This is a genomic window from Streptomyces sp. NPDC079167 (assembly GCF_040686735.1).
GTDB lineage: Bacteria > Actinomycetota > Actinomycetes > Streptomycetales > Streptomycetaceae > Streptomyces.
The window spans coordinates 272137-299053 of sequence record NZ_JBFBLO010000005.1; the positions used below are offsets into that span (position 1 = coordinate 272137).

Annotated in this window: 23 protein-coding genes; 15 read left to right on the forward strand and 8 right to left on the reverse strand. The window is 71.8% G+C overall.

Going from position 1 to position 26917, the window contains the following annotated elements; genetic code table 11:
- Positions 1-28: 28 nt before the first annotated feature.
- The 6 genes from AB0P41_RS13195 (at position 29) to AB0P41_RS13220 (ending at position 8396) form a co-directional block, all read left to right on the forward strand.
- A complete protein-coding gene (locus tag AB0P41_RS13195; protein ID WP_365931872.1) occupies positions 29-601 on the forward strand; it encodes a 2Fe-2S iron-sulfur cluster-binding protein in 573 nt (190 codons plus the stop codon).
- Complete coding sequence (locus AB0P41_RS13200) at positions 598-1593, forward strand: xanthine dehydrogenase family protein subunit M (protein ID WP_356706990.1); 996 nt, start codon at positions 598-600, stop codon at positions 1591-1593. Before AB0P41_RS13195 ends, AB0P41_RS13200 begins: the two co-directional genes overlap by 4 nt.
- A gap of 44 nt (positions 1594-1637) precedes the next feature.
- The gene (locus AB0P41_RS13205; RefSeq protein WP_365931875.1) at positions 1638-3734 is read left to right on the forward strand and encodes a xanthine dehydrogenase family protein molybdopterin-binding subunit; all 2097 of its coding nucleotides are present in this window, start codon (positions 1638-1640) and stop codon (positions 3732-3734) included.
- 153 nt (positions 3735-3887) lie between these two features.
- A complete protein-coding gene (locus AB0P41_RS13210) occupies positions 3888-4403 on the forward strand; it encodes an ATP-binding protein (RefSeq protein WP_356706988.1) in 516 nt (171 codons plus the stop codon).
- 145 nt (positions 4404-4548) lie between these two features.
- Complete coding sequence (locus tag AB0P41_RS13215) at positions 4549-5970, forward strand: NADP-dependent succinic semialdehyde dehydrogenase (protein WP_365931877.1); 1422 nt, start codon at positions 4549-4551, stop codon at positions 5968-5970.
- A 38-nt stretch (positions 5971-6008) separates the two neighbouring features.
- Positions 6009-8396, forward strand: coding sequence for a phosphoketolase family protein (locus AB0P41_RS13220; protein ID WP_365931879.1), 2388 nt, complete (start codon positions 6009-6011; stop codon positions 8394-8396).
- Positions 8397-8480: 84 nt separating this feature from the next.
- Here the strand turns inward: AB0P41_RS13220 and AB0P41_RS13225 are convergent, their stop codons facing one another.
- Positions 8481-8888 (reverse strand): hypothetical protein, encoded by a 408-nt coding sequence (locus AB0P41_RS13225; protein WP_356706985.1) that lies wholly within the window; start codon positions 8886-8888, stop codon positions 8481-8483.
- Positions 8889-8999: 111 nt separating this feature from the next.
- The gene (locus tag AB0P41_RS13230; protein WP_365931881.1) at positions 9000-10115 is read right to left on the reverse strand and encodes a chemotaxis protein; all 1116 of its coding nucleotides are present in this window, start codon (positions 10113-10115) and stop codon (positions 9000-9002) included.
- 136 nt (positions 10116-10251) lie between these two features.
- Between AB0P41_RS13230 and AB0P41_RS13235 the strand changes: the two genes are divergently transcribed.
- Together AB0P41_RS13235 and glsA are read left to right on the forward strand one after the other, a co-directional pair.
- Positions 10252-10746: a DUF1269 domain-containing protein gene (locus tag AB0P41_RS13235; protein ID WP_356706983.1), complete on the forward strand. Its 495-nt coding sequence runs from the start codon at positions 10252-10254 to the stop codon at positions 10744-10746.
- Positions 10747-10810: 64 nt separating this feature from the next.
- Positions 10811-12163 carry a glutaminase A gene (gene glsA, locus AB0P41_RS13240; RefSeq protein ID WP_365931885.1) on the forward strand — a complete coding sequence of 451 codons (1353 nt, stop codon included), beginning with the start codon at positions 10811-10813 and terminating at the stop codon, positions 12161-12163.
- A gap of 30 nt (positions 12164-12193) precedes the next feature.
- Here glsA and AB0P41_RS13245 read toward each other — a convergent pair whose 3' ends face one another.
- Positions 12194-12646, reverse strand: a complete 453-nt coding sequence (locus tag AB0P41_RS13245; protein WP_356707269.1) for an Lrp/AsnC family transcriptional regulator — start codon at positions 12644-12646, stop codon at positions 12194-12196.
- 137 nt (positions 12647-12783) lie between these two features.
- Between AB0P41_RS13245 and AB0P41_RS13250 the strand changes: the two genes are divergently transcribed.
- Positions 12784-13743, forward strand: a complete 960-nt coding sequence (locus AB0P41_RS13250) for a DMT family transporter (RefSeq protein ID WP_365931887.1) — start codon at positions 12784-12786, stop codon at positions 13741-13743.
- 15 nt (positions 13744-13758) lie between these two features.
- Here AB0P41_RS13250 and AB0P41_RS13255 read toward each other — a convergent pair whose 3' ends face one another.
- A complete protein-coding gene (locus tag AB0P41_RS13255; protein WP_365931889.1) occupies positions 13759-14580 on the reverse strand; it encodes an endonuclease in 822 nt (273 codons plus the stop codon).
- A 212-nt stretch (positions 14581-14792) separates the two neighbouring features.
- On the opposite strand from AB0P41_RS13255, the gene AB0P41_RS13260 reads away from it, so the two are divergent.
- Both AB0P41_RS13260 and AB0P41_RS13265 read left to right on the forward strand, forming a co-directional pair.
- Positions 14793-14999 carry a hypothetical protein gene (locus tag AB0P41_RS13260; RefSeq protein WP_356706979.1) on the forward strand — a complete coding sequence of 69 codons (207 nt, stop codon included), beginning with the start codon at positions 14793-14795 and terminating at the stop codon, positions 14997-14999.
- A gap of 72 nt (positions 15000-15071) precedes the next feature.
- Positions 15072-16229, forward strand: coding sequence for a methyltransferase (locus AB0P41_RS13265; RefSeq protein ID WP_356706978.1), 1158 nt, complete (start codon positions 15072-15074; stop codon positions 16227-16229).
- A 6-nt stretch (positions 16230-16235) separates the two neighbouring features.
- Here the strand turns inward: AB0P41_RS13265 and AB0P41_RS13270 are convergent, their stop codons facing one another.
- On the reverse strand, positions 16236-16691 hold the full coding sequence (locus AB0P41_RS13270; protein ID WP_365931891.1) for a hypothetical protein: 456 nt from the start codon (positions 16689-16691) through the stop codon (positions 16236-16238).
- A 142-nt stretch (positions 16692-16833) separates the two neighbouring features.
- On the opposite strand from AB0P41_RS13270, the gene AB0P41_RS13275 reads away from it, so the two are divergent.
- Together AB0P41_RS13275 and AB0P41_RS13280 are read left to right on the forward strand one after the other, a co-directional pair.
- Positions 16834-17721 (forward strand): oxygenase MpaB family protein, encoded by an 888-nt coding sequence (locus AB0P41_RS13275; RefSeq protein WP_356706976.1) that lies wholly within the window; start codon positions 16834-16836, stop codon positions 17719-17721.
- A gap of 34 nt (positions 17722-17755) precedes the next feature.
- The gene (locus AB0P41_RS13280) at positions 17756-19996 is read left to right on the forward strand and encodes a tetratricopeptide repeat protein (protein WP_356706975.1); all 2241 of its coding nucleotides are present in this window, start codon (positions 17756-17758) and stop codon (positions 19994-19996) included.
- A gap of 30 nt (positions 19997-20026) precedes the next feature.
- On the opposite strand, the gene AB0P41_RS13285 is transcribed toward AB0P41_RS13280, so the two are convergent.
- Positions 20027-20653, reverse strand: coding sequence for a DinB family protein (locus AB0P41_RS13285; RefSeq protein WP_356706974.1), 627 nt, complete (start codon positions 20651-20653; stop codon positions 20027-20029).
- A gap of 192 nt (positions 20654-20845) precedes the next feature.
- On the opposite strand from AB0P41_RS13285, the gene AB0P41_RS13290 reads away from it, so the two are divergent.
- Complete coding sequence (locus tag AB0P41_RS13290; RefSeq protein ID WP_365931894.1) at positions 20846-22420, forward strand: NAD(P)/FAD-dependent oxidoreductase; 1575 nt, start codon at positions 20846-20848, stop codon at positions 22418-22420.
- Between the two features lie 143 nt (positions 22421-22563).
- Here the strand turns inward: AB0P41_RS13290 and AB0P41_RS13295 are convergent, their stop codons facing one another.
- The gene (locus AB0P41_RS13295; RefSeq protein ID WP_356706972.1) at positions 22564-23208 is read right to left on the reverse strand and encodes an SIMPL domain-containing protein; all 645 of its coding nucleotides are present in this window, start codon (positions 23206-23208) and stop codon (positions 22564-22566) included.
- A gap of 27 nt (positions 23209-23235) precedes the next feature.
- A complete protein-coding gene (locus AB0P41_RS13300; RefSeq protein ID WP_365931896.1) occupies positions 23236-25089 on the reverse strand; it encodes a serine hydrolase in 1854 nt (617 codons plus the stop codon).
- Between the two features lie 228 nt (positions 25090-25317).
- Between AB0P41_RS13300 and AB0P41_RS13305 the strand changes: the two genes are divergently transcribed.
- Positions 25318-26886: an acyl-CoA synthetase gene (locus AB0P41_RS13305; RefSeq protein WP_365931898.1), complete on the forward strand. Its 1569-nt coding sequence runs from the start codon at positions 25318-25320 to the stop codon at positions 26884-26886.
- Positions 26887-26917: the final 31 nt, after the last annotated feature.

Sequence of the window (26917 nt, forward strand, 5' to 3'; positions counted from 1 at the left end):
CGAACCGAACCTGGAAGGTAACGCCTACATGGATGCCACCCCGGGGACCGTCGACGCGGATGCGGCCCAGGTGCCGACCCCCGCCGACTGTTCCACCTACACCCTGCACGTCAACGGCACGGCACGGACGCTGACGCTCGATCACCGCACCACCCTGCTGGACGCCCTGAGGGAGCACCTCGGGCTCATGGGCGCGAAGAAGGGCTGTGACCACGGCCAGTGCGGGGCCTGCACCGTGCTCGTCGACGGCCGGCGCGCCAACAGCTGTCTCCTGCTGGCCGTCGCCCAGGAGGACACCCGCATCACCACGGTCGAAGGGCTGGCCGAGGGCGACAGGCTGCACCCCCTGCAGTCGGCATTCCTGGAGAGGGACGCCCTCCAGTGCGGCTACTGCACCCCCGGGCAGATCTGCTCGGCGGCCGGCATGCTCCGGGAGGCCGAGGACGGCTTCCCCTCCCACGCCACCCCGCGGCCGGCGATCGCCGCCGGAGGGCCGGCCACGCTCGACGCGGACGAGATCCGCGAGCGGATGAGCGGCAACCTCTGCCGGTGCGGCGCCTACCCGCACATCGTCGAGGCGATCAAGGACGTGGCCCCGTGAAACCCTTCGCCTATCTGCGCCCCGCCACCGTGACCGAAGCCGTCCGAGCGGGCGCCGGACACCCCGGCGCACGGTTCCTCGGGGGCGGAACCAACCTCGTCGACCTGATGAAGCTCGGCGTGGAGTCGCCCGGCCTGCTCGTCGACGTCAGCCGGCTGCCGCTGGACCGCGTCACACGGACGGACGACGGCGGTCTCCGGATCGGCGCGACCGTGCGCAACAGCGACCTCGCCGCCCACCCCGACGTACGGAGCGGCTATCCCGCCCTCTCGCAGGCCCTGCTGGCCGGTGCGTCAGGGCAGCTCCGCAACACCGCGACCACCGGCGGGAACCTGCTCCAGCGCACCCGGTGCCCGTACTTCCAGGACGTCTCCAAGCCCTGCAACAAACGGACCCCCGGCTCGGGGTGCCCGGCCCGGGAGGGAGTGCACCGCGATCTCGCGGTGCTGGGCCACTCGCAGGACTGCGTGGCCACCAACCCCTCCGACATGGCGGTCGCCCTCGCCGCCCTCGACGCCGCCGTCCTGCTGCACGGGCCCGAGGGGGAGCGGACCGTGCCCGTGACCGACTTCCACCGGCTGCCGGGCGACAACCCGGACCAGGACACGGTGATCCGTCCGGGCGAGCTGATCACCGAAGTGGTGCTGCCGCCGCCTCCCGCCGGTGCCGTCTCCCTCTACCGCAAGGCCCGGGACCGCGCCTCGTACGCCTTCGCCCTGGCCTCCGTCGCGGCCGTGCTGAGTGTGCGCGACGGCCGCGTCGACCGTGCTTCGCTCGCCTTCGGCGGGCTCGCGCACCGGCCGTGGCGTGCCCGGGTGGCCGAGGACGTGCTGCGCGGGGCCCCCGCGAACGGGGACACCTTCACGCGCGCGGTGGACGCCGAACTCGCGGCGGCCAGACCCCTGCGCGACAACGGCTTCAAGGTGGAGCTGGCCCGGCGGCTGGCCGTCGGCACCCTGGCCGAACTCACCACCGAGGCCGCGGCCGGCTGACCCGCCGCCGCCCCGCACACCCCCACGAACCGAGGACTTCCGTCATGAGCGACTCCCCCCGGGCGCTGGGCGCGCCCGTCGTCCGCCGCGAGGGCCGGGACAAGGTCACCGGCACCGCCCTCTACGCCGCCGAGCACACCGCTCCGGGCTGTCTGTACGGCTGGATCGTCCCCGCCACCGTCGCGAGCGGCCGCGTCACCGCGATCCGTACCGCCGACGCGCTCGCGGTGCCGGGGGTGCACACCGTCCTGACCCAGGACAACGCGCCGCGGCTGAAGGAACCCGACGACCCGATCCTCGCCGTGCTCCAGGACGACCGGGTGCCGCACCGCGGCTGGCCCGTCGCCCTGGTCCTCGCGGAGAGTCTGGAATCCGCGCGGGCCGGCGCGGAGGCCGTGCACGTCGAATACGCCTCCACCGGGCACGACGTCGTCCTCACCGGGGACCACCCCGGCCTCTACACCCCCGAGGAGGCGAACGGCGGCTTTCCGGCTCTTCGCGAACGCGGCGACGCCATGCGCGCGTTCGACGCGGCGCCTGTGCGGGTCGACGCCACGTACACACTGCGGGGGCTGCACAACCACCCCATGGAGCCGCACGCCTCCACCGCGCGGTGGGCCGACGGACATCTGACCGTCCACGACTCCAGCCAGGGATCGTCCGCCGTCCGCGAGAGCCTCGCCACGGCCCTAGGGCTCGACCCGGAACGCATCACCGTCGTCTCCGAACACGTCGGTGGCGGGTTCGGGTCCAAGGGCACCCCACGCCCCCAGGCCGTCCTCGCCGCGATGGCCGCGCGGCACACCGGTCTCCCGGTCCAGCTCGCCGTGCCCCGGCGGTACATGCCGGCGATCGTCGGGCACCGCGCACCCACCCTGCAGCGGGTCCGGCTGGGGGCCGACCGCGACGGCGTCCTCTCCAGCGTCTCCCACGAGATCGTCACGCACACCTCGCGGATCAAGGAGTTCGTCGAGCAGGCCGCCGTCCCCGCCCGCATCATGTACGCCTCGCCCCACAGCCGTACGGAGCACCGGGTGGCGGCCCTCGACGTGCCCAGCCCCTCCTGGATGCGCGCACCGGGGGAGGCCTCGGGGATGTACGCCCTGGAGTCGGCCATGGACGAACTGGCCAACGCCCTCGGCCTCGACCCCGTCGAGCTGCGGCTGCGCAACGAACCGCAGACCGAGCCCGACAGCGGGCGCCCGTTCAGCAGCCGCAACCTCGCCGCCTGTCTGAACGAGGGTGCCCGGCGCTTCGGCTGGCACGACCGGGACCCGCAGCCCGCCACCCGTGAGGACGGGCCCTGGCTGCTCGGCACGGGGGTCGCCTCGGCGACGTACCCCGTCATGGTCTCGAAGTCCGCGGCCTTCGCCCAGGCCGCTCCCGACGGTTCCTACCGCGTCGGGGTCAACGCCACCGACATCGGCACCGGCGCCCGCACCGTCCTGGCACAGATCGCCGCCTCCGTGCTGGACACCCCTCAGGAGAACGTGACGATCGACATCGGCTGCAGCGATCTGCCCGCCGGACCCGTCGCGGGCGGCTCCTCGGGCACGGCCTCCTGGGGCTCCGCGGTCCACAAGGCGGCCACCGCGCTGGTGCGCCGCCGCGAAGAGCGCACCGGGCCGCTCCCGCCGGAGGGCGTCACCGTCACCGCCGACACCGGCGAGGAGACGGCGCGGGAATCCCCGTACGCACGCCACGCCTTCGGCGCCCACTTCGCCGAAGTGGCGGTCGACTCCCTCACCGGCGAGGTGCGGGTGCGCAGAATGCTCGGCGTCTTCGCCGCCGGACGCATCCTCAACTCCCGTACCGCACGCTCCCAGTTCATCGGCGGCATGGTCATGGGCCTCGGTATGGCCCTCACCGAGGGCAGCACCATGGACCCCGCCTTCGGTGACTTCACCGAGCGCGACCTGGCCTCCTACCACGTGCCCTCCTGCGCCGACGTCCCCGACATCCAGGCGCACTGGATCGACGAGGACGACCCGCACCTCAACCCCATGGGCAGCAAGGGCATCGGCGAGATCGGCATCGTCGGAACCGCGGCCGCGATCGGGAACGCCGTGCGCCACGCCACCGGCGCCCGGGTGCGCGAACTCCCCCTCACCCCCGACAAACTGCTGCCCTACCTGCCGTGACGCCCGGTGCCCGGCTCCCTCGGTTGCGCAAGAGGCCCCCTCGGGTCACCCTGATGAGTGACCCAGAAGTGATTACTGCTCACGCTTCGTGTTCGGGGGTCGTTGGTTCGAACGGGGTGAAGCACGTGAGCCTCGCGGTGAGGAGCCTCGACGATGACCGTTCCACTCGACCGGCACTATCTGGTCGAACTGCAGGTGTCGGCAGAGCGCATTTCCCAGCTGCGGCGCATAGTCGCCGCACACCTTCGTCACTGGAGTCTCGACCTGCACGTCCGGCCGGTGTGCCGGGCCGCGGAGGAGCTCCTGACGAACGTCCAGCGACACGTCGGCGACGACAACCACTGCGTCGTCGAGCTCCGCTGGAGCGGCCGGCACCTGACGGTGTCCGTGGCCGACAACGATTCGCGGATGCCCCGGCTGCTCGACGGCGGTGGCGGCGGCCTCAGCCGCGTCATGGCCCTCAGCGACAGCTGGGGCACCTGCCGGACCACCGACGGCAAGGTCGTGTGGTTCACGCGCTACGCCGAGACGCCGCGCACCACCGGACTGCTGCCGCGTACGCCCCTCCCCGGCGGACGTACGTTCCTCGGCGGCCCGGTGGACGAAGCCGGCCCGGTGACCGAAGGCAGCCCGGCGGTCGAAAGCGGTCCGGTCGCCGAACTCGTGTGACAGCCCGGTGCCGGCCCGGCCGGCGCGGACGGCGTGCCCGAGGCACGCATGATCCGCGCCGGCCGGGTACGTGTGCGTGGGGGGCCGCGTTGCGCGCTGCGGCGTGGCGCGGCACGGTCGAAGAACAACGCAAGGAGGCACTGCCATGCCCATCGCGACGGTCAATCCCGCGAACGGCGAGACGCTCAGGACATTCGACGCGCTGGACGAGCGGGAGACCGAGCGCAGGCTCGCCGCCGCCCACCGCGCGTTCCGCAGCTACCGCACCACGGACTTCGCCGAGCGCGCCCGCTTGCTGAACCGGGCCGCCGATCTCCTCGACGAGGACCAGCGGGACATCGCCCGCACCATGACCACAGAGATGGGCAAGCCGGTCAAGGCCGCACGCGCCGAGGCCGCGAAGTGCGCCAAGGCGATGCGCTGGTACGCGGCCAACGCCGAACGTCTGCTCGCCGACGAGTACCCCGACGACACCGACGTCGAGGACTCCGGTGCCTCCGGCGCGCGGGTCCACTACCGGCCGCTGGGCGTCGTGCTTGCCGTGATGCCGTGGAACTTCCCGCTCTGGCAGGTCATGCGCTTCGCCGCGCCGGCCCTCATGGCGGGTAACACCGGCCTCCTGAAGCACGCCTCGAACGTGCCGCAGACCGCCCTGTACATCGAGGACCTGTTCACCAGGGCGGGGTTCCCCGCCGGCTGCTTCCAGACGCTCCTCATCGGCTCGGGCGCCGTCGAGGCCGTCCTGCGCGACCCGCGGGTCGCCGCCGCGACACTCACCGGCAGCGAACCGGCGGGCCGCTCGGTCGCCTCCGTCGCAGGCGACGAGGTGAAGAAGACCGTGCTGGAACTCGGAGGAAGCGATCCCTACGTCGTCCTCTCCTCCGCGGACGTCGAGAAGGCCGCCGGGACCGCGGTGACCGCACGCGTCCAGAACAACGGCCAGTCGTGCATCGCCGCCAAGCGCTTCATCGTCCACACGGACGTCTACGACGCCTTCACCGAGCGGTTCACCGCGGGGATGCGCGCGCTGACCGTCGGCGACCCGCTGGAGGAGTCCACCGACGTCGGACCCCTCTCCAGCGAACAGGGCCGCACCGATCTGGAGGAGCTCGTCGAGGACGCCCTCGGCAAGGGCGCCACCGCACTGTGCGGCGGCGGCCGGCCCGAGGGACTGGACCACGGCTGGTTCTACGAGCCCACCGTCCTCACCGGGATCACCCCGGACATGCGCATCCACCGCGAGGAGACGTTCGGACCGGTCGCCACCCTCTACCGGGTGGCCGGCCTCGACGAGGCCGTGGAACTCGCCAACGACACACCCTTCGGGCTCAGTTCCAACGTCTGGACGCGTGACCAGGGGGAGATGGAGCGCTGTGTGCGCGACATCGAGGCCGGCGGGGTGTTCTTCAACGGTATGACGGCCTCCCACCCCGCGCTCCCGTTCGGCGGAGTGAAGCGCTCCGGCTACGGGCGGGAGCTCGCCGGGCACGGCATCCGGGAGTTCTGCAACGCCAAGACCGTCTGGTACGGGCCCGGCTCGGCCCCCGACGTACCGGACGCCCGGTAGCCCGGACGCCGTCCAGCCACGCCCCAGGGAGACGCCTGATGACCGAAGCCCGAACGCCGGCCGGGGCGACCACCCTGTCCGACACCGAGACCGCCGCACTCGACGCACACTGGCGCGCCGCCAACTATCTCGCGGTCGGCCAGATCTACCTGATGGACAACCCCCTCCTCGAGGAGCCGCTGGCCCCCGAGCACATCAAACCGAGGCTGCTCGGCCACTGGGGCACCTCGCCGGGGCTGAACCTGGTCCACACCCATCTCAACAGGATCGTCAAGGCGCGGAACCGGGAGGCGCTCTGCGTCTGGGGGCCGGGCCACGGCGGCCCCGCCGTCCTCGCCAACTCCTGGCTGGAGGGCAGCTACTCGGAGACGTACCCCGATGTCAGCCGCGACCGCGCCGGAATGGGAGCCCTGTTCAAGCAGTTCTCCTTCCCCGGCGGTGTGCCCAGCCACATCGCCCCGGAGACCCCGGGCTCCATCCACGAGGGCGGCGAGCTGGGATACGCCCTCACCCACGCCTACGGAGCCGCCTTCGACCACCCGGAGCTGCTGGTCGCCTGCGTCATCGGGGACGGGGAGGCGGAGACCGGGCCGCTGGCCGCGTCCTGGCACTCGAACAAGTTCCTCGACCCCGTCCACGACGGTGCCGTCCTGCCGATCCTCCATCTCAACGGATACAAGATCGCGAACCCGACGGTGCTCGCCCGGCTGCCCGAGGACGAACTCGACGCGCTCCTGCGCGGGTACGGCCACGACCCGGTCCACGTCGAGGGCGACGACCCCGCCGCCGTCCACCGCGCGCTGGCCGCCGCCATGGACCTCGCGGTGGACCGCATCGGGGAGTACCAGCGAGCGGCCCGCGCCGGGGGTGTCTCCGCGCGGCCCCGCTGGCCGATGATCGTGCTGCGCACGCCCAAGGGCTGGACCGGGCCCGAGGCCGTGGACGGCCTCCCCGTCGAGAACACCTGGCGCGCTCACCAGGTCCCGCTTCCCGGGGTCCGGGAAAACCCCGCCCACCTGCGCCAGCTGGAGGAGTGGATGCGCTCCTACCGGCCCGAGGAGCTGTTCGACTCCGAGGGCCGGCCCACCGCCCAGGTCCTGGAGTGCATCCCCGAGGGCGCCGCCCGGCTCGGCTCGACGCCGTACGCCAACGGCGGGCTGCTGCTGCGCGATCTGCCGCTCCCTCCGCTCGAGGACCACGCGGTGCGTGTCGACAAGCCGGGAACCGTCCTGCACGAGCCCACCCGGGTCCTGGGCGGGCTCCTCGAAGACGTCATGACGGCCACCGCCGGCCGCAGGAACTTCCGCGTGGTGGGCCCCGACGAGACCGAGTCCAACCGCCTGGGCGCGCTCTACGAGGCCACCGGCAAGGCCTGGCAGGCGGAGGTCCTCCCGACCGACGAGCATCTGGCCCGCGACGGCCGGGTGATGGAAGTCCTCTCGGAACACCTCTGCCAGGGCTGGCTGGAGGGATACCTCCTCACCGGGCGGCACGGGCTGTTCTCCTCGTACGAGGCCTTCGCGCACATCGTCGACTCGATGGTCAACCAGCACATCAAGTGGCTGCGCACCTCCCGCAGGCTGCACTGGCGGGCGCCCATCGCCTCCCTGAACTACCTGCTCACCTCGCACGTCTGGCGTCAGGACCACAACGGCTTCTCCCACCAGGACCCGGGGTTCGTCGACCACATCCTCAACAAGAGCCCCGAGGTCGTCCGGGTCTATCTGCCGCCGGACGCCAACACCCTGCTGTCCACCGCCGACCATGTGCTGCGCAGCCGCGACTACGTCAACGTGATCGTCGCCGGCAAGCAGCCCGGCTTCGACTGGCTCACCCTGGACGAGGCGCGCGCGCACTGCGCCCGGGGGGCCGGGGTGTGGGAATGGGCGGGCACCGAGGACGGCAGCCGCGAGCCCGACGTCGTGCTGGCCTGCGCCGGGGACGTACCCACGCTGGAGACGATGGCCGCGGCCGGACTGCTGCGGCGCCACCTCCCCGAGCTCGCCGTGCGTGTGGTCAACGTGGTCGACATGACGCGGCTGCTGCCTCACGAGGAGCACCCGCACGGCATGCCGGACGCGGAGTACGACGCCCTCTTCACCCGTGACAAGCCCGTGATCTTCGCCTATCACGGCTATCCCTGGCTGGTGCACCGGCTCGCCTACCGGCGAGCGGGCCACGCTCATCTGCATGTCCGGGGCTACAAGGAGGAGGGGACCACCACGACGCCGTTCGACATGGTGGTCCGCAACGACCTGGACCGCTACCGGCTCGTCATGGACGTGGTCGACCGGGTGCCCGGTCTGGGGGTCCGCGCGGTCGCCGTCCGGCAGGCGATGGCGGACGTACGCACCCGCCACCACGACTGGATCCGGGAGCACGGAACGGACCTGCCCGAGGTGGCCGACTGGACCTGGGAGGGCTGACCGCGTTGGGGCGGTGCGCCCCGGCGACGCACTTCGGCCGGCCCGCTTCCTCGCGGGCCGGCCGGAGTGCGTTCACGCGCGGGCTCAGTGCACGATCGTGCGGACGACGGGCGAGACAGCGCCGCCGCCGACGATCCGGAGGGCGTTCTCGCCCTTGATGCCCAGTTTCACGCGGAGGGTGTACTCGCCGCTGCGGGCGGTCCTCATCGTGGCGGGCAGGGACACCCAGCGCTCGCCCTGCTTCTGCTGGAGGGTGACCGGGGTTCCGGCGCCGACGTTGCGGGCGGAGCCGTGGACGCGGAACTCCTCCCACGCCGTCACGGTGCGGGCGGTCGCGTGTGCGGAGAGGGCCGGACGCGCCGCCAGGTCGTGCGCGCGCTCCCCGGACGGCGGGGCGGGGACCCCGGACGACGCCACGGCCCCGCCCACCGCGCCGGCCAGTGCCACCGCTGTGAGCAGGGCCGCCGCCGACGCGCGCCTGAATCGGTCCATGAATGGCTCTCCTTCGTGCACGACGTGACCAGAGCGATCAACGCGGTGAGATCGACTTCGGAGCGCCAAACCTAGACAAAATTCACACAATCATCACGCAGGGACACGCGGTCAGAAGCGCAGAGCCGCCGCGATCCGGCCGTGGCCGGCGAGGGAGTCGTCGGCCACGAACACCACTTCGCCGCCGTTGTCCAGCACCGTCTCGATGAGCTCGTCCACGATGTCCTCGCGGACCCCGTCGTCCTCGGGTGCGACCTCCGCGGGGTCCACGGGCAGCAGGTGGCTGTCGGTGACCCTGACCGTCTGCTGGAAGTGCTCCTCGACCGCCACGAGGGCCACGCGGCTCTCCCCGGCGGCTGTCCAGACCTCGTCGAGGCCGCTTGTGAAGGACTTGGCGCCGCGAGCCGTGTCGAGCCTGTTCCGGACGGCGGCGTCGGACTGCGCTCGCCAGTCGTCCAGTGCGCCCTTCAGCTCGCCGGCCAGCTCGGGCGCGGTCGTTTCCGCCGTTGTCCCCTTCGGGACCTTGCAGGCGGCCGACTTCGCGCACTCGCCCACGTCCTCCAGCAAGGAGAGCGCCTGCGGCAGTCCGACCAGGAACAGCGGCCGGGGATCCGCCGCCAGCACGCCGCGCAGCTTGCCGTCGACCGTGCGGAAGAAGCTGCGCGTGTCCTCGCTGGAGTAGAGGCTCGGGGCGCCGCCGCTCCGGGCCTGGCGCTCCGGGTCGAAGTTCTCGTGCGGAGGGCTCAACGGGAATCCGTGCCGGTCCTCCGCGCGCAGCACCTCGTTCGTCCCGGACCAGAGCGCGGCGTGGTCGGCGGAGACGGTGAGTACCCAGAACAGGTCCGCCCCGGCCTTCGCCGCGACGAGGTTGCGGGTGAGGTAGGAATCGCTCAGGACGACCCGCTCGGGGGCCGTGCGCGGCAGCTGCCAGATCTGGTATCCGTCCGTGTCGGCCAGGATGACCAGTGACTCCAGGGCGCGTCGCTGGTCGACGTCGGCGGCGGCGCGGTCCAGCTGCGCCTTCACGGCCTTCCGTGTCTCGTGTGTCACCCGGGGGTCCGCGTCCAGCCGGTTGCCGGCCTCGGTCACGAGGTTCCGCAGCCGTACGGCGTCCTGGGTGTTGTCCGGCGCGCGTCGGTGGGTCGGCATCGTCAGCGACACAGCCGGATAGGGCCTGGTCGCGCGAAGTTCCTGCAGCAGGCCGGGCGTCAGGGCGTCCGTATCCATCGTTCCCTCCCGGAGGGTTCGGGGTCCGCGGTGCTGGAGCCGCCCCTCGGTGCGGAGCGGTCGTTCAACGAGTCAATTCATACCTTTTGATCCTAATATGGGCGAATCGTTCCCTGCGTTTTCGGAGGTAGATGCGATGTCCACGCTCACGGTGTGGAAGTTCCGGACGGCAGAAGCCGCGGAGAGTGTGGAGACCGCTCTGAAGTCCCTCCAGAAGGAGGGGCTGGTCAAGATCCTCGACGCCGCGGTCGTGACCTGGCCGGCCGGGCGTTCCAAGCCGAAGACCAAGCAGTTGATCAACCTCGTCGGCGCGGGCGCGCTGAGCGGCACCTTCTGGGGCATGCTCTTCGGGCTCATCTTTCTGATGCCCCTGCTGGGGGCAGCCGTCGGAGCCGCCGCGGGTGCGCTCGGCGGAAGGCTCGCGGACGTGGGCATCGACGACGAGTTCATCGCCGAGGTCAAGCAGAAGGTGACGCCGGGGACCTCGGCGCTCTTCCTGCTCACCATGGACGAGGTGCCCAGCCGCATCAGCGAATCGCTGCCCGGCGGCGGCGCCGAACTGCTGCACAGCAACCTCGACGCGGAGCGTGAGGCCAAGCTCCGCGAGATCTTCGGCGACGAAGCGGAATGACGGCGCGGGGGCTGCTCCTCAGGCCCCCCGCCGGACGCCCCGGGCGGCATCCGGCGGGCCCCCGATGAGTGCCTCCGAGGCCGTCACGGACGCGCTGCGCGAGCTCCACGAACGATTCGCCGGCGTACGCGAAGGGCGGTGCGCCACCTATATCCCGGAGTTGGCCAGGTCCGATCCCGACGACTTCGGTCTCGCCCTCGTCAGCATGGACGGGCACTCCTACAGCGCGGGCGCGGCCGGCACCCCTTTCACCCTGCAGTCGGTCTCCAAACCCTTCGTCTACGCCCTCGCCCTCGCCTCCCTCGGCCTCGACGAGGTGGGCCGCTGGGTGGGTGCGGAACCGAGCGGCGAGGCGTTCAACGCCATCAGCCTGGAACCCGGCACCGGCCGGCCGGCCAACGCGATGGTCAACGCCGGAGCCATCGTCACCACCGCCCTGGTCCCCGACAGCCGCGAGGCTCCCGCCTTCCAGCGCATCCTGACCTGCCTGAGCCGGTTCGCCGGACGGAGGCTGGACGTCGACGAGGACGTGTACGGCTCCGAGGCCGCGACCGGGGACCGCAACCGGGCGCTCGCCTACCTCATCCGCAGCACGGGGACCCTGCCCGTCGACCCGGTGGCCGCGGCGGACACCTACTTCCGGCAGTGCGCGGTGCGGGTCACCGCCCTCGACCTGGCCGTGATGGCCGCCACGCTGGCGCACGGCGGTGTCAACCCGGTCACCGGGGAGAGGGTCGTGTCCCCGGAGGTCGCGGCGCAGGTCCTCGCGGTCATGGCCACCTGCGGGATGTACGACGGCTCCGGCGACTGGCTGCTGAGGGTCGGGCTGCCCGCCAAGAGCGGCGTGTCCGGCGGGCTGATCGCAGCCGGACCGGCCCGCTTCGGCCTGGCCGCCTACAGCCCCCCGCTCGACGCGGCGGGCACGTCGGTGCGCGGCCGGGCGGCGCTCGGCGAACTCTCCGAACGCCTCGGACTCCACCTCATGAGGAACCCGGCGCTACCCGGTTCCACCGTCACGCTGGTCACCACCGCGGATGTGCTCCCCTCGGCGCCCTCCGGCAGGCGGGAGCGCGCGCTGCACGAGCGCGTGGGTGTCGTCGCCGCCCAGGGGGCGCTCGACTTCACCGCCGCCGAGCGCGTGCTGTACGCCATGGACGAGTCGGGCCGGGAGGGGGCCGGTGCGGTGGTGCTCGACCTGCGGGAGGTGACCGGCGCCGACTCCCTCGCCCTCGCACTGCTGCACGCCGGCCTGTCCCGGCTCGCCCGGGAGGGGTGGCGCGCGGCCGTCGTCGACCCGGGTGACCGGCTGGGCCCGCCGGACCTGGTCCGGGAGCGGACCGGCCAGGACCTGCCGCGCTTCGCCTCCCGCGAGGAGGCCGTCGAGCACGGCGCACAGGCCGTGGCCGGACCGGGCTGAGCCGGACCGGCCTCCCGGCGCGGGGCTTCCTCACATCGGCCCGACGACCGTCTTGCGCTTGTGCGCGTAGACCACCGATGTCCGTACGTCGGCGAGTTCCGGACGCTTCGTCAGCTTGTCCAGGACCACCGCGTGCAGATGGTCGGTGTCCCGGACGGCGACGTGCACCAGGAAGTCGTCGTTCCCGGTGAGGACGAAGAGCGAGATCACCTCCGGCATCCGCTCCAGGAAGGCCTGGAAGGCCTCGATCACCGCGCGCGTCGGCGGGCGGACCCGTACGGCGATGACCGCCTCCAGCCCCCGGCCGATAGCCGCGAGGTCGGCCTCGGCGTGAAACCCCGTCAGGATCCCGCGCTCCCGCAACGACCGGATGCGCTCCAGACACGTGGACGGCGCGATGCCGAGCGCTTGGGCCATGTCCCGGTTGGTGCGCCGACCGTCCTCCTGGAGCATCCGTACCAATGCCGAATCTAGTTCGTCCACGCTCGCCTCGCTCTGTCGGATTCCGAATCTCATTCGGATTCTACGCGCAAACATTGATGATCTTGTTAGCCTCCTCCGTGGTCAGCCGACGTTGGTTCGGGAGTCGGCGTGTCCGGTGAAGAGAGGGGCGAATGCAGATGCGTGAGCGAGGGCCCGGCGTGCGGGCGGTGGTCGCGGTCGTGGCGGCCGCGCTGTTCTGGAGCAGTTCGTACGCGGTGACGAAACAACTGCTGGACGACGTCGGGCCGCTCAGTATCGGCGCGATCCGGTTCACCCTGGCGGCCGTGCTGCTCGGCGTCATGGTCCGGCTGAGCCGGCGTCGCCCGGCCCGGCCGGACGCGCGGCAGCGGCGGCAGCTCTACCTGAGCGGGTTCCTCGGAATCACCGTCTACTTCATCCTGGAGAACGTGGGCGTCGACCTGTCCACGGTGTCCGACGCGTCGCTGATCGTGGCGACCTACCCGCTGATGACGATGCTGCTGGAACTGGTCGTCCTCCGTGCCCGTATGCCGCTGCCACGCCTGGCGGGTGTTCTGCTGGCCACCGCCGGCGCCTGTTTCGTCGTACGCAACGGGGCGCAGGTCGGTGGCGCTTCGCGGTGGGCGGGAGACGTCCTCCTGCTGCTGGGTGGGCTGGCCTGGGCCGGGTACAACGTGCTCGGCAAGCGCGCGGGTGCCGGCCGGGACGCCCTGGGTGTCACGTACCACCAGACCCTGGCGGGTGCGGGCGGCTTCCTCGTCGCCTCCCTGCTGGAGGCCGGTGACTGGCGTGTGCCGGATGTGACCGCCTCGTTGCTGCTCGTCCATCTGGCCGTGGCGTGCTCGGTCGGCGGCTTCCTGCTGTACAACTACGGCCTGAACAGGATGGCGTCGAGCGTCGCCGTGAACATCCTCAACCTGGTCCCGGTCTTCGGCGTGATCGGCGCCGTCGTGATCAACGGGGAGTCGGTGCGGCCGGCCCAGGCGGTGGGTGGCGCCGTCATCATCGCCGGGGTGGCGCTGGGCATGGTCGAGCGGGGGCGGCGGGCCAGGGCGGAGCCGGTCACACCCGGAGCCGCCGTGCCGGCGGCCCCGGGTGTGACCGGCGGAGCCCGATAGCCCCCTGCCGGCTCTCTACCAGATGGCCTCGACCCACTCGGGGTGGTCGATGAACGGGTTCCGGTTGTGCTGGAACCGGTCGAATATGACCTCGTTGCGGTTCTGCTCGAAGCTGTCCGGCGGGTCCTCCTGGTTCCACTGCTTCAGCACGGAGAGCCGCCCGATGTTCGGGGCGGACCCGTTGCTGACGCTGTCGTTCGGCTCCAGGTCGGCGAAGGAGTCGTCGCCCTCGTACCGCACCGCCATGTAGAGGATCATCCGGGCGACATCGCCCTTGACCGCGTCGCGCGGTTCGAAGGAGTCGCCGTCGGTGTAGTTGCCGGGAGCACCGGAGACGGCGCTGCCGCCGTTGTCGAAGTCCTTGTTGCCGCGGGTGGAGTTGACCTGGACGTCCTCGGGGCGCAGGTGGTGGATGTCGGTGCCGGGGCCGGTCGCGGTTCCGAAGTCGCCGTGGGACTTGGCCCAGACGTGCTCACGGTTCCAGTCACCGGTGTCGCCCCCGTTCTCACTCTTGGACTGGGAGCGGCCCGTGTAGAGGAGGATCACGTTGGACGAGTCGGCGGGATCCTCGTCGGTCGCCTTGAGCGCGTCCCAGACCTGGCTGTAGGAGAGCGTGGTCTGCTCGCTGATGATCGAGTGCAGCGAGCTCTTGAGGGCCGTGCCCGTCTTGCCCAGGGCGTCCTGGTAGTAGGTGTCGTCGAGCGCGGCGGCCGCGGAAGACGATCCGCCGGTCGTGGGGGTCGCGGCGGGCGTGGTGGCGGCGACGCCCGTGAGTACGACGATCGACGCGGCTGTGGCGAGTAGTGGACGCGCGTAGAAACGGCGACGACTGGACATGTGGGGTGTCCTCTCCGGGTGGCGGAACGCTGTCGTGACGGCCGGATGCCGGCTGCTCGGTCGGGAGCCTTCCACACGCACGGTGCCGGTCGTGTGAACGTTGCGTATTCATCATGTGCAGGTCAAGTGACAGCTTTTCCGGCCGTGCCGGGGCACCGGGATGCGGGGATGCAGCCCCGGCGCGAGAATTGCCGCAAGGACGAGGAGGCGGTATGAGCGAAGAGTCCGAATCCGTATCCGTGCCGGAAGTGCGGGGGGTGACCCCTGACCGTCTGCTGCACACCGGGGGCGGCGATCAGCCCTCCGCCGAGGATCTGGTGCTCGCCTCCGGGCGGGATCTGACCCCCGAGAGCCTGGAGTGGGCACAGCGCAGGCTGTCCGAGGAAGGCCGCTCCGCCATGGACAAACGGCTCCCGTAGGACCCCTGGGACCACCCCGGTGGCGGGGAGCGTGCGGAGCGCTCCCCGCCACTCGGTTAGCCTGAACGCAATATGAACCGTTTGACGACGTCACAGGGCGAATTCGATCTCGCCCGCTTTCCCGAGAACCCGCGCGATCCGTTCCGTGCGTGGGACGCCGCCGACGAGTACCTGCTGCGGCGGCTGGAGGGAGCGGAGGGAAGCGAACCCGTCCGTCCGTCCGGCACCGTGGCCGTCGTCGGCGACCGCTGGGGCGCCCTCGCCACCGTGCTGGCCGCGCACAGCCCCGTACAGATCACCGACTCGTACCTCGCCCTCCGGGCCACCCAGGCCAACCTGGCGCGCAACGGCGCCGCTCCGGACTCGGTGCGCATGCTGTCGGTCCGCGACACCCCGCCGGACCGTGTCGACCTGCTGCTGGTGCGGGTCCCCAAGAGCCTCGCGCTTCTGGAGGACCAGCTCCACCGGCTCGCGCCCGCCGTGCACGCGGGTACCGTCGTCATCGGTACCGGCATGGTGAAGGAGATCCACACCTCCACCCTCAAGCTGTTCGAGCGGATCATCGGCCCCACCCGCACCTCCCTCGCGGTGAAGAAGGCGCGCCTCATCTTCTGCACCCCCGACCCGTCCCTGCCCAGGACGCCCAGCCCCTGGCCTCACCGCTACGACCTGCCCGACGACGTCGGCGTGGTCTCCGGCCGTACGGTCACCAATCACGCAGGGATCTTCTGCGCCGAACGCCTGGACGTCGGCACCCGCTTCTTCCTGAAGCACCTCCCGCACCGGGCGGGGCCCGACCGCGTCGTCGACCTCGGCTGCGGAAACGGCGTCCTGGGCACGTCGGCGGCGCTCGCCAACCCCGACGCCACGGTCACCTTCGTCGACGAGTCGTACCAGGCCGTCGCCTCCGCCGAGGCGACCTTCCACGACAACGCGGGGCCCGACGCCAAGGGCGAATTCCTGGTCGGCGACGGGATGGCGGACGTACCCCGGACGAGCGTGGACCTGGTCCTCTGCAACCCGCCGTTCCACTCGCACCAGGCGGTCACCGACGCCACGGCCCGGAACATGTTCCACGGAGCCCGTGCCGCGCTGCGCCAGGGCGGGGAGCTGTGGGTCGTCGGCAACCGGCACCTCGGCTACCACACCCAGCTGCGCCGGATCTTCGGCAACTGCGTCACCGTCGCGGGCGACCCGAAGTTCGTGGTCCTGCGGGCCGTCAAGCGCTGAGCCGCGTCAGGGGAGGTCGTCCCGGCCGAGCCAGGACGGCACCTCTGGCACCTGAGCGTCCCAGGCGGGCGGTGGCCCGGGGTCCGGCTGCTGGAGCTTCGCCTCCGGCGGCGCGTGCTCGCTCACGCCGGGCTCCTCGTGCTCTTCAGCCGGAGAGCCCGGCGGTTGCGCCACGGGCTCGGGCGCCGCGCTGTCGTACAACTGCTCGGCCACGGTGAACCGGCAGTGGAACGGCTGCCAGACCCCCTCGACGACCAGCAGAAACCCCTCCGCCTCGCGGTACAGCGTCCGGCGTTTCCGGGTGGTCGGATGGACGGGCTCGAAGCGTTCGGCCCGCGCCTTCAGAGCCCTGAGCGCGTCCTCACGCGTTCCCTCCACGTGGTCCATCACGTCGACCGACCACATCCGCCCCTGCCGCCCGAACCCGAGGTTCTGCTCCACCACCAGTCCCCACCTGGACACAGCCCCGCCCCTCCCCGGAACGTACGCGCCTGCGGTATGCATGTAACTGCGCGGGAACGTCATCCTACGAGTCATGATCTTCCCGGTACGACCGCGCCCGGCCCGGAAGCCCGGGTCGCCGCCGAACGGAAGGCATGAGCCGATGAACGACCGGGACCCGGGACTGTTCGGCCCGGACTCCGTCACCTGGCAGATGCACGGGGACCCCATGATGTGGGTGGCCGGCGTCCGCGCCCTCTATCTCCAGGCGCTCCACCCCCGCGCCGTGCGCGGCGTCATGCAGAACAGCGACTTCCGCCAGGACGCCTGGGGCCGCCTGCTGCGTACGGCCGATTTCGTCGGCACCCTCACCTACGACACCACACGGGACGCCGAGAAGGCCGGGGCGCGCGTGCGCAGGATCCACGGGCTCCTCAAGGCCACCGACCCGGTGACCGGCGAGGTCTACGGCATCGACGAACCCCGGCTGCTGCTCTGGGTGCACTGCGCGGAAGTCGACTCCTACCTCCAGGTCCAACGCCGCTCCGGCTTCCCGATCGGCGACGCCCAGGCCGACCGCTACGTCGACGAACAGCGGGAGGCCGCCCGCCTCGTCGGTCTCGCCCCCTCCGGCGTCCCCGCCACGACGGCTGCCCTGGCCGCCTACTTCGAACAGGTGAGGCCCCAGCTCGCCGCGGGCCGGGAGGCGTCGGACGTCGACGACTTCCTGCGCCACCCGCCGGTGCCCGCCCTGCTGGTCCCGGCGCGCGCCCTGATCTGGCGACGCGTGGCCGCACTCGCCTACGACTCCCTGCCCGCTTACGCCCATGAGCTGTACGGCCGGGCCGCACCGCCCCCGGCAGCGGTCGACCGCCGCCTGCGCGCCACGGGAACCGCCCTGCGCTCCGTGCCCGCCCGCCTCCGCCGGCGACTGCCGCCCGGCCACATCGTGAAGGCGATGGCACGCCTCGGCCCCGGGAGCCGACCCGCCCCGTACAAACTCCGCAGACGGGCAGCCATACTGGACGGGCCTGGGAGGGCGCAGCGGTAGCGGGCAGCGAAGCAAACGGGGGCGACAACAGGCGATGGCGGACACCAGGCTGATCCAGAGCCGGTACCGGCTGCTCGATCTGATCGGGCGCGGAGGCATGGGCGAGGTGTGGCGCGCGCGCGACGAGTCGCTGGGCCGGCAGGTGGCCGTCAAGTGCCTGAAACCCATGGGGCCGCAGCACGACCAGGCCTTCACCCGCGTACTGCGCGAGCGCTTCCGCCGGGAGGCGCGGGTGGCCGCGGCCCTCCAGCACCGTGGAGTCACCGTCGTCCACGACTTCGGCGAGTCGGACGGCGTCCTCTACCTCGTCATGGAGCTCCTCGAAGGACGCAACCTCAGCCAGCTCCTGGAGGACAACAAGCAGCACCCGCTGCCGGTGGCCGATGTCGTGGACATCGCCGACCAGGTCGCCGACGCACTCGGCTACACCCACCAGCAGGGCATCGTGCACCGTGACCTCAAGCCCGCGAACATCATGCGGCTCGACGACGGTGCCGTGAAGATCTGCGACTTCGGCATCGCCCGGCTCGGCCACGACATCGGCTTCACCTCGCGTCTGACCGGCACCGGCATCGCCATGGGAACCCCGCACTACATGTCGCCCGAGCAGATAAGCGGCGGGGAGGTCGACCACCGCAGCGACCTCTACTCGCTGGGCTGTGTGCTGTACGAAATCGCCACGGGCGTACCGCCGTTCGACATGGACGACGCCTGGGCCGTGCTCGTCGGACACCGCGACACCCCTCCCGAGCCGCCGCGCACCCACCGTGCCGAACTCCCGGGTTTCTTCGACAAGGTCGTCCTGGACCTGCTGGCCAAGACGCCCGGGGAGCGGCCGGCCGACGCGGGCGACCTGCGGCAGCGCATCGCACTCGGGCGCACCGGTGAGCGTCAGGAGACAGGGCGGCCCGGACTCGCCCCTCGCGCCCCGGCCCGGAGCCCCGGCGGCGGCACGCCCCGGCTCCCCTCCTGGACCCGCGACATGACCACCGGTCACAAGGCGACCGGAGCGTCGTACGCGGGCACCGCCGCCGCCGACCACGCGGCCGCGCTGACCGGGGCATGGACCACAGGGACCGGTCATGTTCCCGTCGGCGCACTTCCGTCCGGAGGCCGCCCCGCCCCGCCGCCCGAACTGCTCGCCACCCTGGCCGGCCGGCACAGTGCCGGACTCGATCTGGGTCGGCTGGGGCACTGGGAGGAGGCCGGCGAGGTACACCGGGCGGTCGCCACCGAACGCGAACGCGCCCTCGGTCCCGACCACCCCGACACCCTCGCCAGCAGGTACGAGGTCGGCTTCACCCTCAGCCGCACCGGACGGGCCGCTGACGCGCTGCGCGAGTTCGCCCGGGTCGCCGACGGCCGCGAACGCACCCTGGGCCCCGACCACCCCGAGACCCTCGCGGCCCGGCAGGAGACGGCGTACGTGCTGGGCCAGCTCGGCCGTCACTTCGAGGCCCACCACGTCTACGCCTCGGTGCTCGCCTCGCGGGAGCGCTCCATGGGGCCGGACCACCCCGACACCCTGCGCTGCCGCCACAACCTCGCCTTCAACCTGAGCAGGCTCGGCCGCCTGGAGGATTCGTACCTCATGGCCCGCGAGGTCGCGGCGGCCCGCGGCCGCCTGCTCGGCGCGACGCACCCGGACACCCTGGTCACGCTCTACGAGGTGGCGTACACACTCGGCCGTCTGGACCGCTGGGCCGAGGCCCTGCAGACCTACCGCGACGTGGCACAGGGCCGCGCCGCAGCCCTCGGCCCCGACCACCCCGACACCCTGGCCGCGCGGTACGAGGTGGGCATCAGCCTCGGCAGGCTGGGCCGCAGCGCCGAGGCGCTGGAGCTCTACCGCGCCCTGGTCGAGGACCGCACCCGGGCCGGCGGCCCGAACGACCCCGAGACGCTGCGCGCCCGGCACGGGCTCGGCGTCAACCTCGGGCGGCTGGCGCGCTGGGAGGAGGCGCTCGACGAGTCACGCGAGGTCTGCGCCATCCGGGAACGCACCCTGGGCCCCGACCACCCCGACACCCTGGTCAGCCGTCGCGAGGTGGCCGTGGGGCTGGGATGGCTGGGCCGCTGGGCCGAGGCGCTCACCGACTACCGCGCGGTCGCCGAGATCCGGGAGCGGGTGCTGGGCGCCGGCCACCCCGACACGCTGGCCGGCCGCAACGACGAGGCGCACTGCCTGGAACAGCTCGGCCGCAGCACGGAGGCGGTGGACCTCTACCGGCGGGTCGCCGACCTGCGCAGACAGCGCGGGATGCCACCGCACTGAACGCGGACCGGGCGGTGGGTAAACGGGCCGTCAGGCCAGGCCGCCCCGTACGCGGTAGAGGTCCCGCAGCAGCGCGATCTCCGCTCCGTGGTGCAGCAGCTCCTGGTTGACCCACCACACGGTGTCCAGGAAGAGGTCCTCCGGGTCGCTGCCGTACGGGTAGGTGCTGTACCCGACCGTGTCGAGGGCCGTGTCGTCGGCGCCGGTCAGGGCCGCACGCCACGCGTCCGCCGACGCGCCGAAGTCCGCGAGGGCCCCCGCCGCGTCCCCCGCCACGCGGTAGTCCTCGCGGGTGAGGCTGTGCGTCCCCGCCGTGTGATCGGCGCGCAGCGCCAGCAGTTCGCTGAGATGGCTCAGACGCCACGCGAGGGTGGTGAAGGGCGGTGGCGAAGGATGCGGGAAGGGCGCCGTGTCGCGTCCCCACTCGCCCGCACCGGTCAGGAGGGTCGCGCCCCGCCCGGGCCCCGCGCTCCGGTGCCGGACCGACCAGCAGCCCGGCACCGGCTCCCACCGGTACTCCTCGTCGGTCAGCGCCGGCACCTCCACGTCCGTGCCGTTGCCGCTGTCCACGGACGGACCCGAGAGCCGCCCGGTGAGCCGTTCGCGCGCCTGGTCGAACTGCTCAAGCAACGGAATCAGACGGGTGGGCGCGTTCATGGAATCTCCTGTGCCGGGCGCGGGGGGACGGGGTCCGGGCAGCACCCTGCCACAGAGGCCGCCGGAGGCCCCACGGGTTTTCCCCCGCCCACGCCCCGCCCACACCCCGCCTACGCCCGGCCCACGCCCATGCCGGTCCGCCACGAGCCCTCACCCCTGTCCGCAGGCGATCCTCCCGTGTTACGAAGAGGCATGCCCGCAGATGAGACATCCTCACCCGGCGCCCCCACGCACCCCGCCTACGACGCGGTGATCGTCGGCGGCGGCCACAACGGCCTGGTCGCCGCCGCCTACCTCGCCCGCGCCGGACAGTCCGTACTCGTCCTGGAGCGTCTCGGCGGCACCGGGGGAGCGGCCGTGTCGACCCGTCCCTTCGAAGGGATCGACGCCCGGCTCTCCCGCTACTCCTACCTCGTCTCGCTCCTCCCGCAGAAGATCGTCCGCGAACTCGGCCTGGACTTCGCCGTGCGGAAGCGGACCGTCTCCTCGTACACCCCGGGTGTGCGCGGCGGCCGGCCCACCGGACTGCTCGTCGGCGGTGACGGCACCCGGGAGTCCTTCGCCGCGCTCACCGGCGACGGCCGGGAGTTCGAGGCCTGGGAGCGCTTCTACGGGATGACGGGCCGCCTCGCCGAGCGGGTGTTCCCCACGCTCACCGAGCCCCTGCCGGCCCGCCAGGCCCTGAGGGCGCGTGTGGACGACGCGGACGCCTGGCGCATGTTGTTCGAGGAGCCCATCGGCGTAGCCGTCGAGGAGAACTTCGCCGACGATCTCGTCCGCGGAGTCGTGCTCACCGACGCCCTGATCGGGACCTTCGCCGATGCCCACGACCCGTCCCTCGTCCAGAACCGCTGCTTCCTGTACCACGTGATCGGCAATTCCACGGGGGACTGGGACGTCCCGGTCGGCGGCATGGGCGCGCTGACCGACGCCCTGGCCGGTGCCGCCCGCGCGGCGGGGGCCGAGATCCGCGTGCTGCACGAGGCGACCCGTATCGAGACCGACGGCACCCGCGCCGAGGTCACCGTCCGCTCACCCGACGGGGAACACGTCGTCGGCGCCCGACGCGTCCTGGTCAACGCGTCGCCGCAGGCCCTGGCCGAGCTCCTCGGCGAACAGCCGCCCGCCCCTGCCGAAGGCGCCCAGCTGAAGGTGAACATGCTCCTCACCCGGCTGCCGCGACTGCGTGACCCCGCGGTCGACCCGCGCCGGGCGTTCGCCGGAACCTTCCACATCGCCGAGGGGTACGGGCAACTGGCCACCGCCTACCGGGAGGCGGCGGCCGGACGACTGCCCGGCAGCCCGCCCAGCGAGATCTACTGCCACTCGCTGACCGACCCCTCGATCCTCGGCCCCGACCTCGCGGCCCGTGGCTACCAGACTCTCACCCTGTTCGGCCTGCACACCCCCGCCCGGCTGTTCGCGGCGGACAACGAAACGACGCGCGAAGCCCTGCTCGGCGCCACCCTGGCCGGACTCGACGCCCATCTCGAGGAGCCCCTCACCGAGTGTCTGGCCCTCGACGCCGACGGCCGGCCGTGCATCGAGGCGAAGACACCCCTCGACCTGGAGCGCGATCTGAGGCTTCCCGGCGGCCACATCTTCCACGGGGACCTCGCCTTTCCGTACGCCACCGGTGAGACGGGCCGCTGGGGCGTCGAGACCACCCACGCCAACGTCCTGCTGTGCGGAGCGGGCGCGGTGCGCGGCGGCGGGGTCAGCGGGGTGCCCGGCCACAACGCCGCCATGGCGGCGCTGGGCCGGTGACAGGAACCGATGGCGAAACCGCCGCACCCTTTCCGCGGCGGGGCAGCCGCTCCGGATCCGGCGGGGGAATGAGAAGGGCGGGCCTCCGGAGAGGCCCGCGCTGGGCTTCGCGCCGGTGTGGGTCCTTCTCGGCGCGGGTGTGTTCAGCCGCCGATGAGTGAGAGGCCGAGGACGACCCCCGCCGAGACGGTCACCTTGCCGGGTGACAGATCGCCTTCGCCGCCCCCGCTCTGGTGGCTGCTGTGGCTGCGGTAGTTCTGCACCTGTTCCGCGTCCACGTCCTTGATGTGGATGACGGGCCCGAGCCGCACTCCGGCCGCCTCCGCGTAAAGGGCCGCCTTCTCCCGCGCCGCGGTCACGGCCGCCGTGCGCGCACGGGCGCGCAGTTCCCTCTTCGCGCGTACGTCGAACTCGACGCCCTTGACCTCGTTGGCCCCGGCGTCGACGACGTCGATGAGCACGGTCTCCAGGAGATCCAGCTCACGCAGCTCGATCACGAAGGAGGCCGTGCACTCGTAACCGAGGAACGTGCGCTCGTTGCCGTAGCTCCACTGCGACGACAGGTTCAGCCTCGAGGTCGACACGGCGGTTTCCGGCACGTCGTGCCCGCGCAGGACCTCGCGGATCCGGTTCACCCCGCTCCGCGTGGCGGCGAACGCCTCGCCCGGCTGGTTCTCGGTCTGGGATATCGCGACGCGGAGGCGTGCCAGGTCGGGGGCGGCGTCGACGCTCGCCGCCCCGAACACCGAAACGCCCCACGGGGTGTCTATGGACTGGGTTCCGTTCATGCCGGTCATCCAACCAGGCGGGCCGGCTCAGTCCGAGGAGACGGTCCACCCGTCCAACTCGACGCGTCCGGCGTCGCGAGGCCTGTTCCCGTCGAAGAGCGTACGGCCGCGGTCCTCCACCCTGACGTCGTCCACGTAGACGCCCCGTCCGACGTACAACTGGTCGGTGACGTAGCGCCAGCGCAGCCGGACCTCGGTGCCCCGCCATCCCTCGAGGTCCGCCTCCAGCCGGTGCCAGACGCGTCCCGACCAGCCGGAGACCGATCCGCCCGGATGGGACCGCGACTCCCCGGGCCGGTCTCCGCCCGTCGGTACGGTGGTGAAGGGGACGGGCCGCCACGTCGTCCCGGCGTCCGAGGACGCCTCCAGTGTGAGCACGTCCGAAGCCGGCTCGGTGTCCCACCACAACGCGCAGCTCAGCGCCGGGCGGGAGGCGACCGGGCGCACCGCGGGCAGTGTGAGCGTCGCGGTGGTGGCGCTCGCCATACCGGAGAACCAGGCGGTACGGCCCCGGGCCGGCCGGACGGGCACCGCCCGCGCCATCCGGTTGGCCGCCGCCACCCGCGGAGCACTGCCGGAACGCCAGGAGCGCACCGGGTGGACGGAGTTGCCGAGAACGATCAGGAACGAGTCCGTCGTCGGATCGAGGACCAGACTCGTGCCGGTGAATCCGGTGTGGCCCGCCGTGCGCGGGGTGGCCATCGCGCCCATGTACCAGTGCTGGTAGAGCTCGAAGCCCAGACCGTGCTCGTCGCCGGGGAACGCGGTGTTGAAGTCGGTGAACAGCAGCTCCACGGATTCCTCGGACAGGATCCGGGAGGTGCCGTAACTCCCGCCGTTGAGCAGCGTGCGGGCCAGCACGGCCAGATCCCAGGCGCACGAGAAGACGCCCGCGTGGCCGGCGACCCCGCCCAGGCTGTACGCGTTCTCGTCATGGACCTCGCCCCAGACCAGCCCGCGCTCCAGCCCCGACCAGGGCAGCCGGGCGTCCTCGGTGGCCGCGATCTTCGGCTTCCAGGAGGCGGGCGGGTTGTAGCGGGTGCGGTGCATCCCGAGCGGAGCGGTGATCTCGTCGCGGAGCAGGGCATCCTGGGTGCGGCCGGTGATCTTCTCCAGGATCAGCTGCAGCGAGATGAGATTGAGGTCGGAGTAGAGGTACGCCGTACCGGGAGCCGAGGCCGGAACCTCGTCCCATAGCAGGCGCAGCTTCGCCTCACGGGTCGGCTCCTTGTAGAGCGGGATCCAGGAACGGAAACCCGAGGTGTGCGTCAGCAGCTGACGGACCGTGATGTCCTGCTTGCCGCCACCCGCGAAATCGGGGAGGTAGGACGCGGCGGTCGCCTCGAGCTCCAGCGCGCCTCGCTCGATCTGCTGGACGGCGAGGATCGAGGTGAACAGCTTGGACACCGAGGCCAGGTCGAAGACCGTGTCCTCGGCCATCGGGATCTGCTGGTCGGGCGGGAACTCCACCCCTGTGTCGGTCTTCTCGTCGTACGCCGCATAGCGCACGGCGTGGCCGATCGGCCGGTGCAGGGCCACGGTGCCGCCCCGGCCCGCGAGCAGAACCGCACCCGCGTACCAGGGGTGTGCGGGGGAGTCGGCGAGGTACTTCTCCGCATCGGCGACGAGCAGGTCGAGCTGGTCCGGCAGCAGCCCGGCACGTGCGGCCGAGCCTCGGCGCAGTGTCGGCCGGCCCCGTCCTGATCCCATTGCCGCCCCGGTCTCCACTGCTCCGTCGCCCAGCGGCCCGGTGCCCCTCTCGGCACCGGCCGCCGCCCCCGCGAAGGGGATCGGGGCGATGGCGAACGCCCCGCCCAGCGCCAGTATCCCGCCGCCCAGCCTCCGGCGGCTCATTCCCCGTCCCGACACGTCCCCGGCCATCCGGAACCCCTTCCCCTCACGTCGAAAACACCGTGCGAAAGTAACTTTCGAAATTTCGTACGGTGATGAAACTTCCTGCCGAAGCAGAGATTACTGTCACCGCTGCCGCCCGAGGGGCCCCTCGCGTCACAAAGAATCTGACGCAGCATCAGGTCATGGAGGCGTTCCATGCCGACACGGGCGTGCCGGGCCCTTGACCCTCGACGGCCGGCCACCCAGGATCACGCCATGACAGGTGTACGCAGCAGCACAGTGGACGGCGTCCTGACCCGCAGCGCACGGCGCACCCCGGAACGCACCGCCGTGAGGTACGCCGAGCGGTCCTGGACCTATGCGGCCCTGGACGAGGCGGTCAGCACAGCGGCCGCCGTGCTGACCACCGCGCACGGACTCCGCCCCGGCGACCGGGTGGCCTCCTACGCCCACAATTCGGACGTGTACCTGATCGCCTATCTGGCCTGCGCCCGTGCCGGGCTGGTCCATGTACCGGTCAATCAGAACCTCACGGGCGAGGACCTGGCATATATCCTCCGCCAGTCCGGCAGCGCACTCGTCCTCACCGACCCGGGACTGGCCCCGCGCGTCCCGGCGGGCCACGAGGTACGGCCGCTGCGCGACGCGCCGGACTCCCTCCTCGGCGAGCTGGACACCCCGCGTGCCTTCACCCCCGTACACGAAGCCGGCGCCGGCGACCTGGTGCAGCTGCTCTACACCTCGGGCACGACCGCCCAGCCCAAGGGCGCGATGATGACGCACGGCGCCCTGGTCCACGAGTACGTCAGCGCGGTCACCGCCCTGGACCTGCGCGCGACGGACCGGCCGGTGCACTCGCTGCCCCTGTACCACTCCGCGCAGATGCATGTGTTCCTGCTGCCGTATCTCGCGGTGGGCGCCGAAAACACCATCCTCGACGCCCCCGACGCCGGCCGGATCTTCGATCTGGTCGAAGCCGGTCAGGCGGACAGCCTCTTCGCGCCGCCGACCGTCTGGATCGGACTCGCCAACCACCCGGAGTTCGCCAGCCGTGATCTCGGAGCGCTCCGCAAGGCCTACTACGGTGCGTCGATCATGCCGGTGCCCGTCCTGGAACGTCTGCGCGAGCGACTGCCGGAGCTGGCGTTCTACAACTGCTTCGGGCAGAGCGAGATCGGTCCCCTCGCCACCGTCCTCGGACCCGACGAGCACGAAGGGCGGATGGACTCGTGCGGACGTCCTGTGCTCTTCGTCGAGGCGAAGGTGGTCGACGAGGACGGCAAGGAGGTGCCCGACGGCACGGCGGGCGAAGTGGTCTACCGCTCCCCCCAGCTGTGCCAGGGCTACTGGGACAAACCGGAGGAGAGCGCGGAGGCGTTCCGTGACGGCTGGTTCCACTCCGGTGACCTCGCCGTACGTGATCCGGAGGGCTACTTCACGGTCGTCGACCGGGTGAAGGACGTCATCAACTCGGGAGGCGTGCTCGTGGCCTCCCGGCAGGTGGAGGACGCCCTGTACACCCACCCCTCGGTGGCCGAGGCCGCCGTGGTGGGGCTCCCCGACGAGCGGTGGATCGAGGCCGTCACCGCGATCGTGGTGCTCCGGGGCGAGGCCTCGGAGGGAGAGCTGATCGAGCACACCCGCTCTGCGCTGGCCCACTTCAAGGCACCGAAGAGGGTCCTCTTCGTCGGTGAGCTCCCACGCAACGCCAGCGGCAAGATCCTGAAGAGGGAGCTGCGGGACCGGTTCTCCGACAGGGGCGCCGCAGCGGGTCCGCCTCCGGGTTCGCCTCCGGGTGCGCCGGAGGGCCGGCTTCCCTCGTAGGCTGACGTCTTCAGGTGAGCGACAGGAGAGT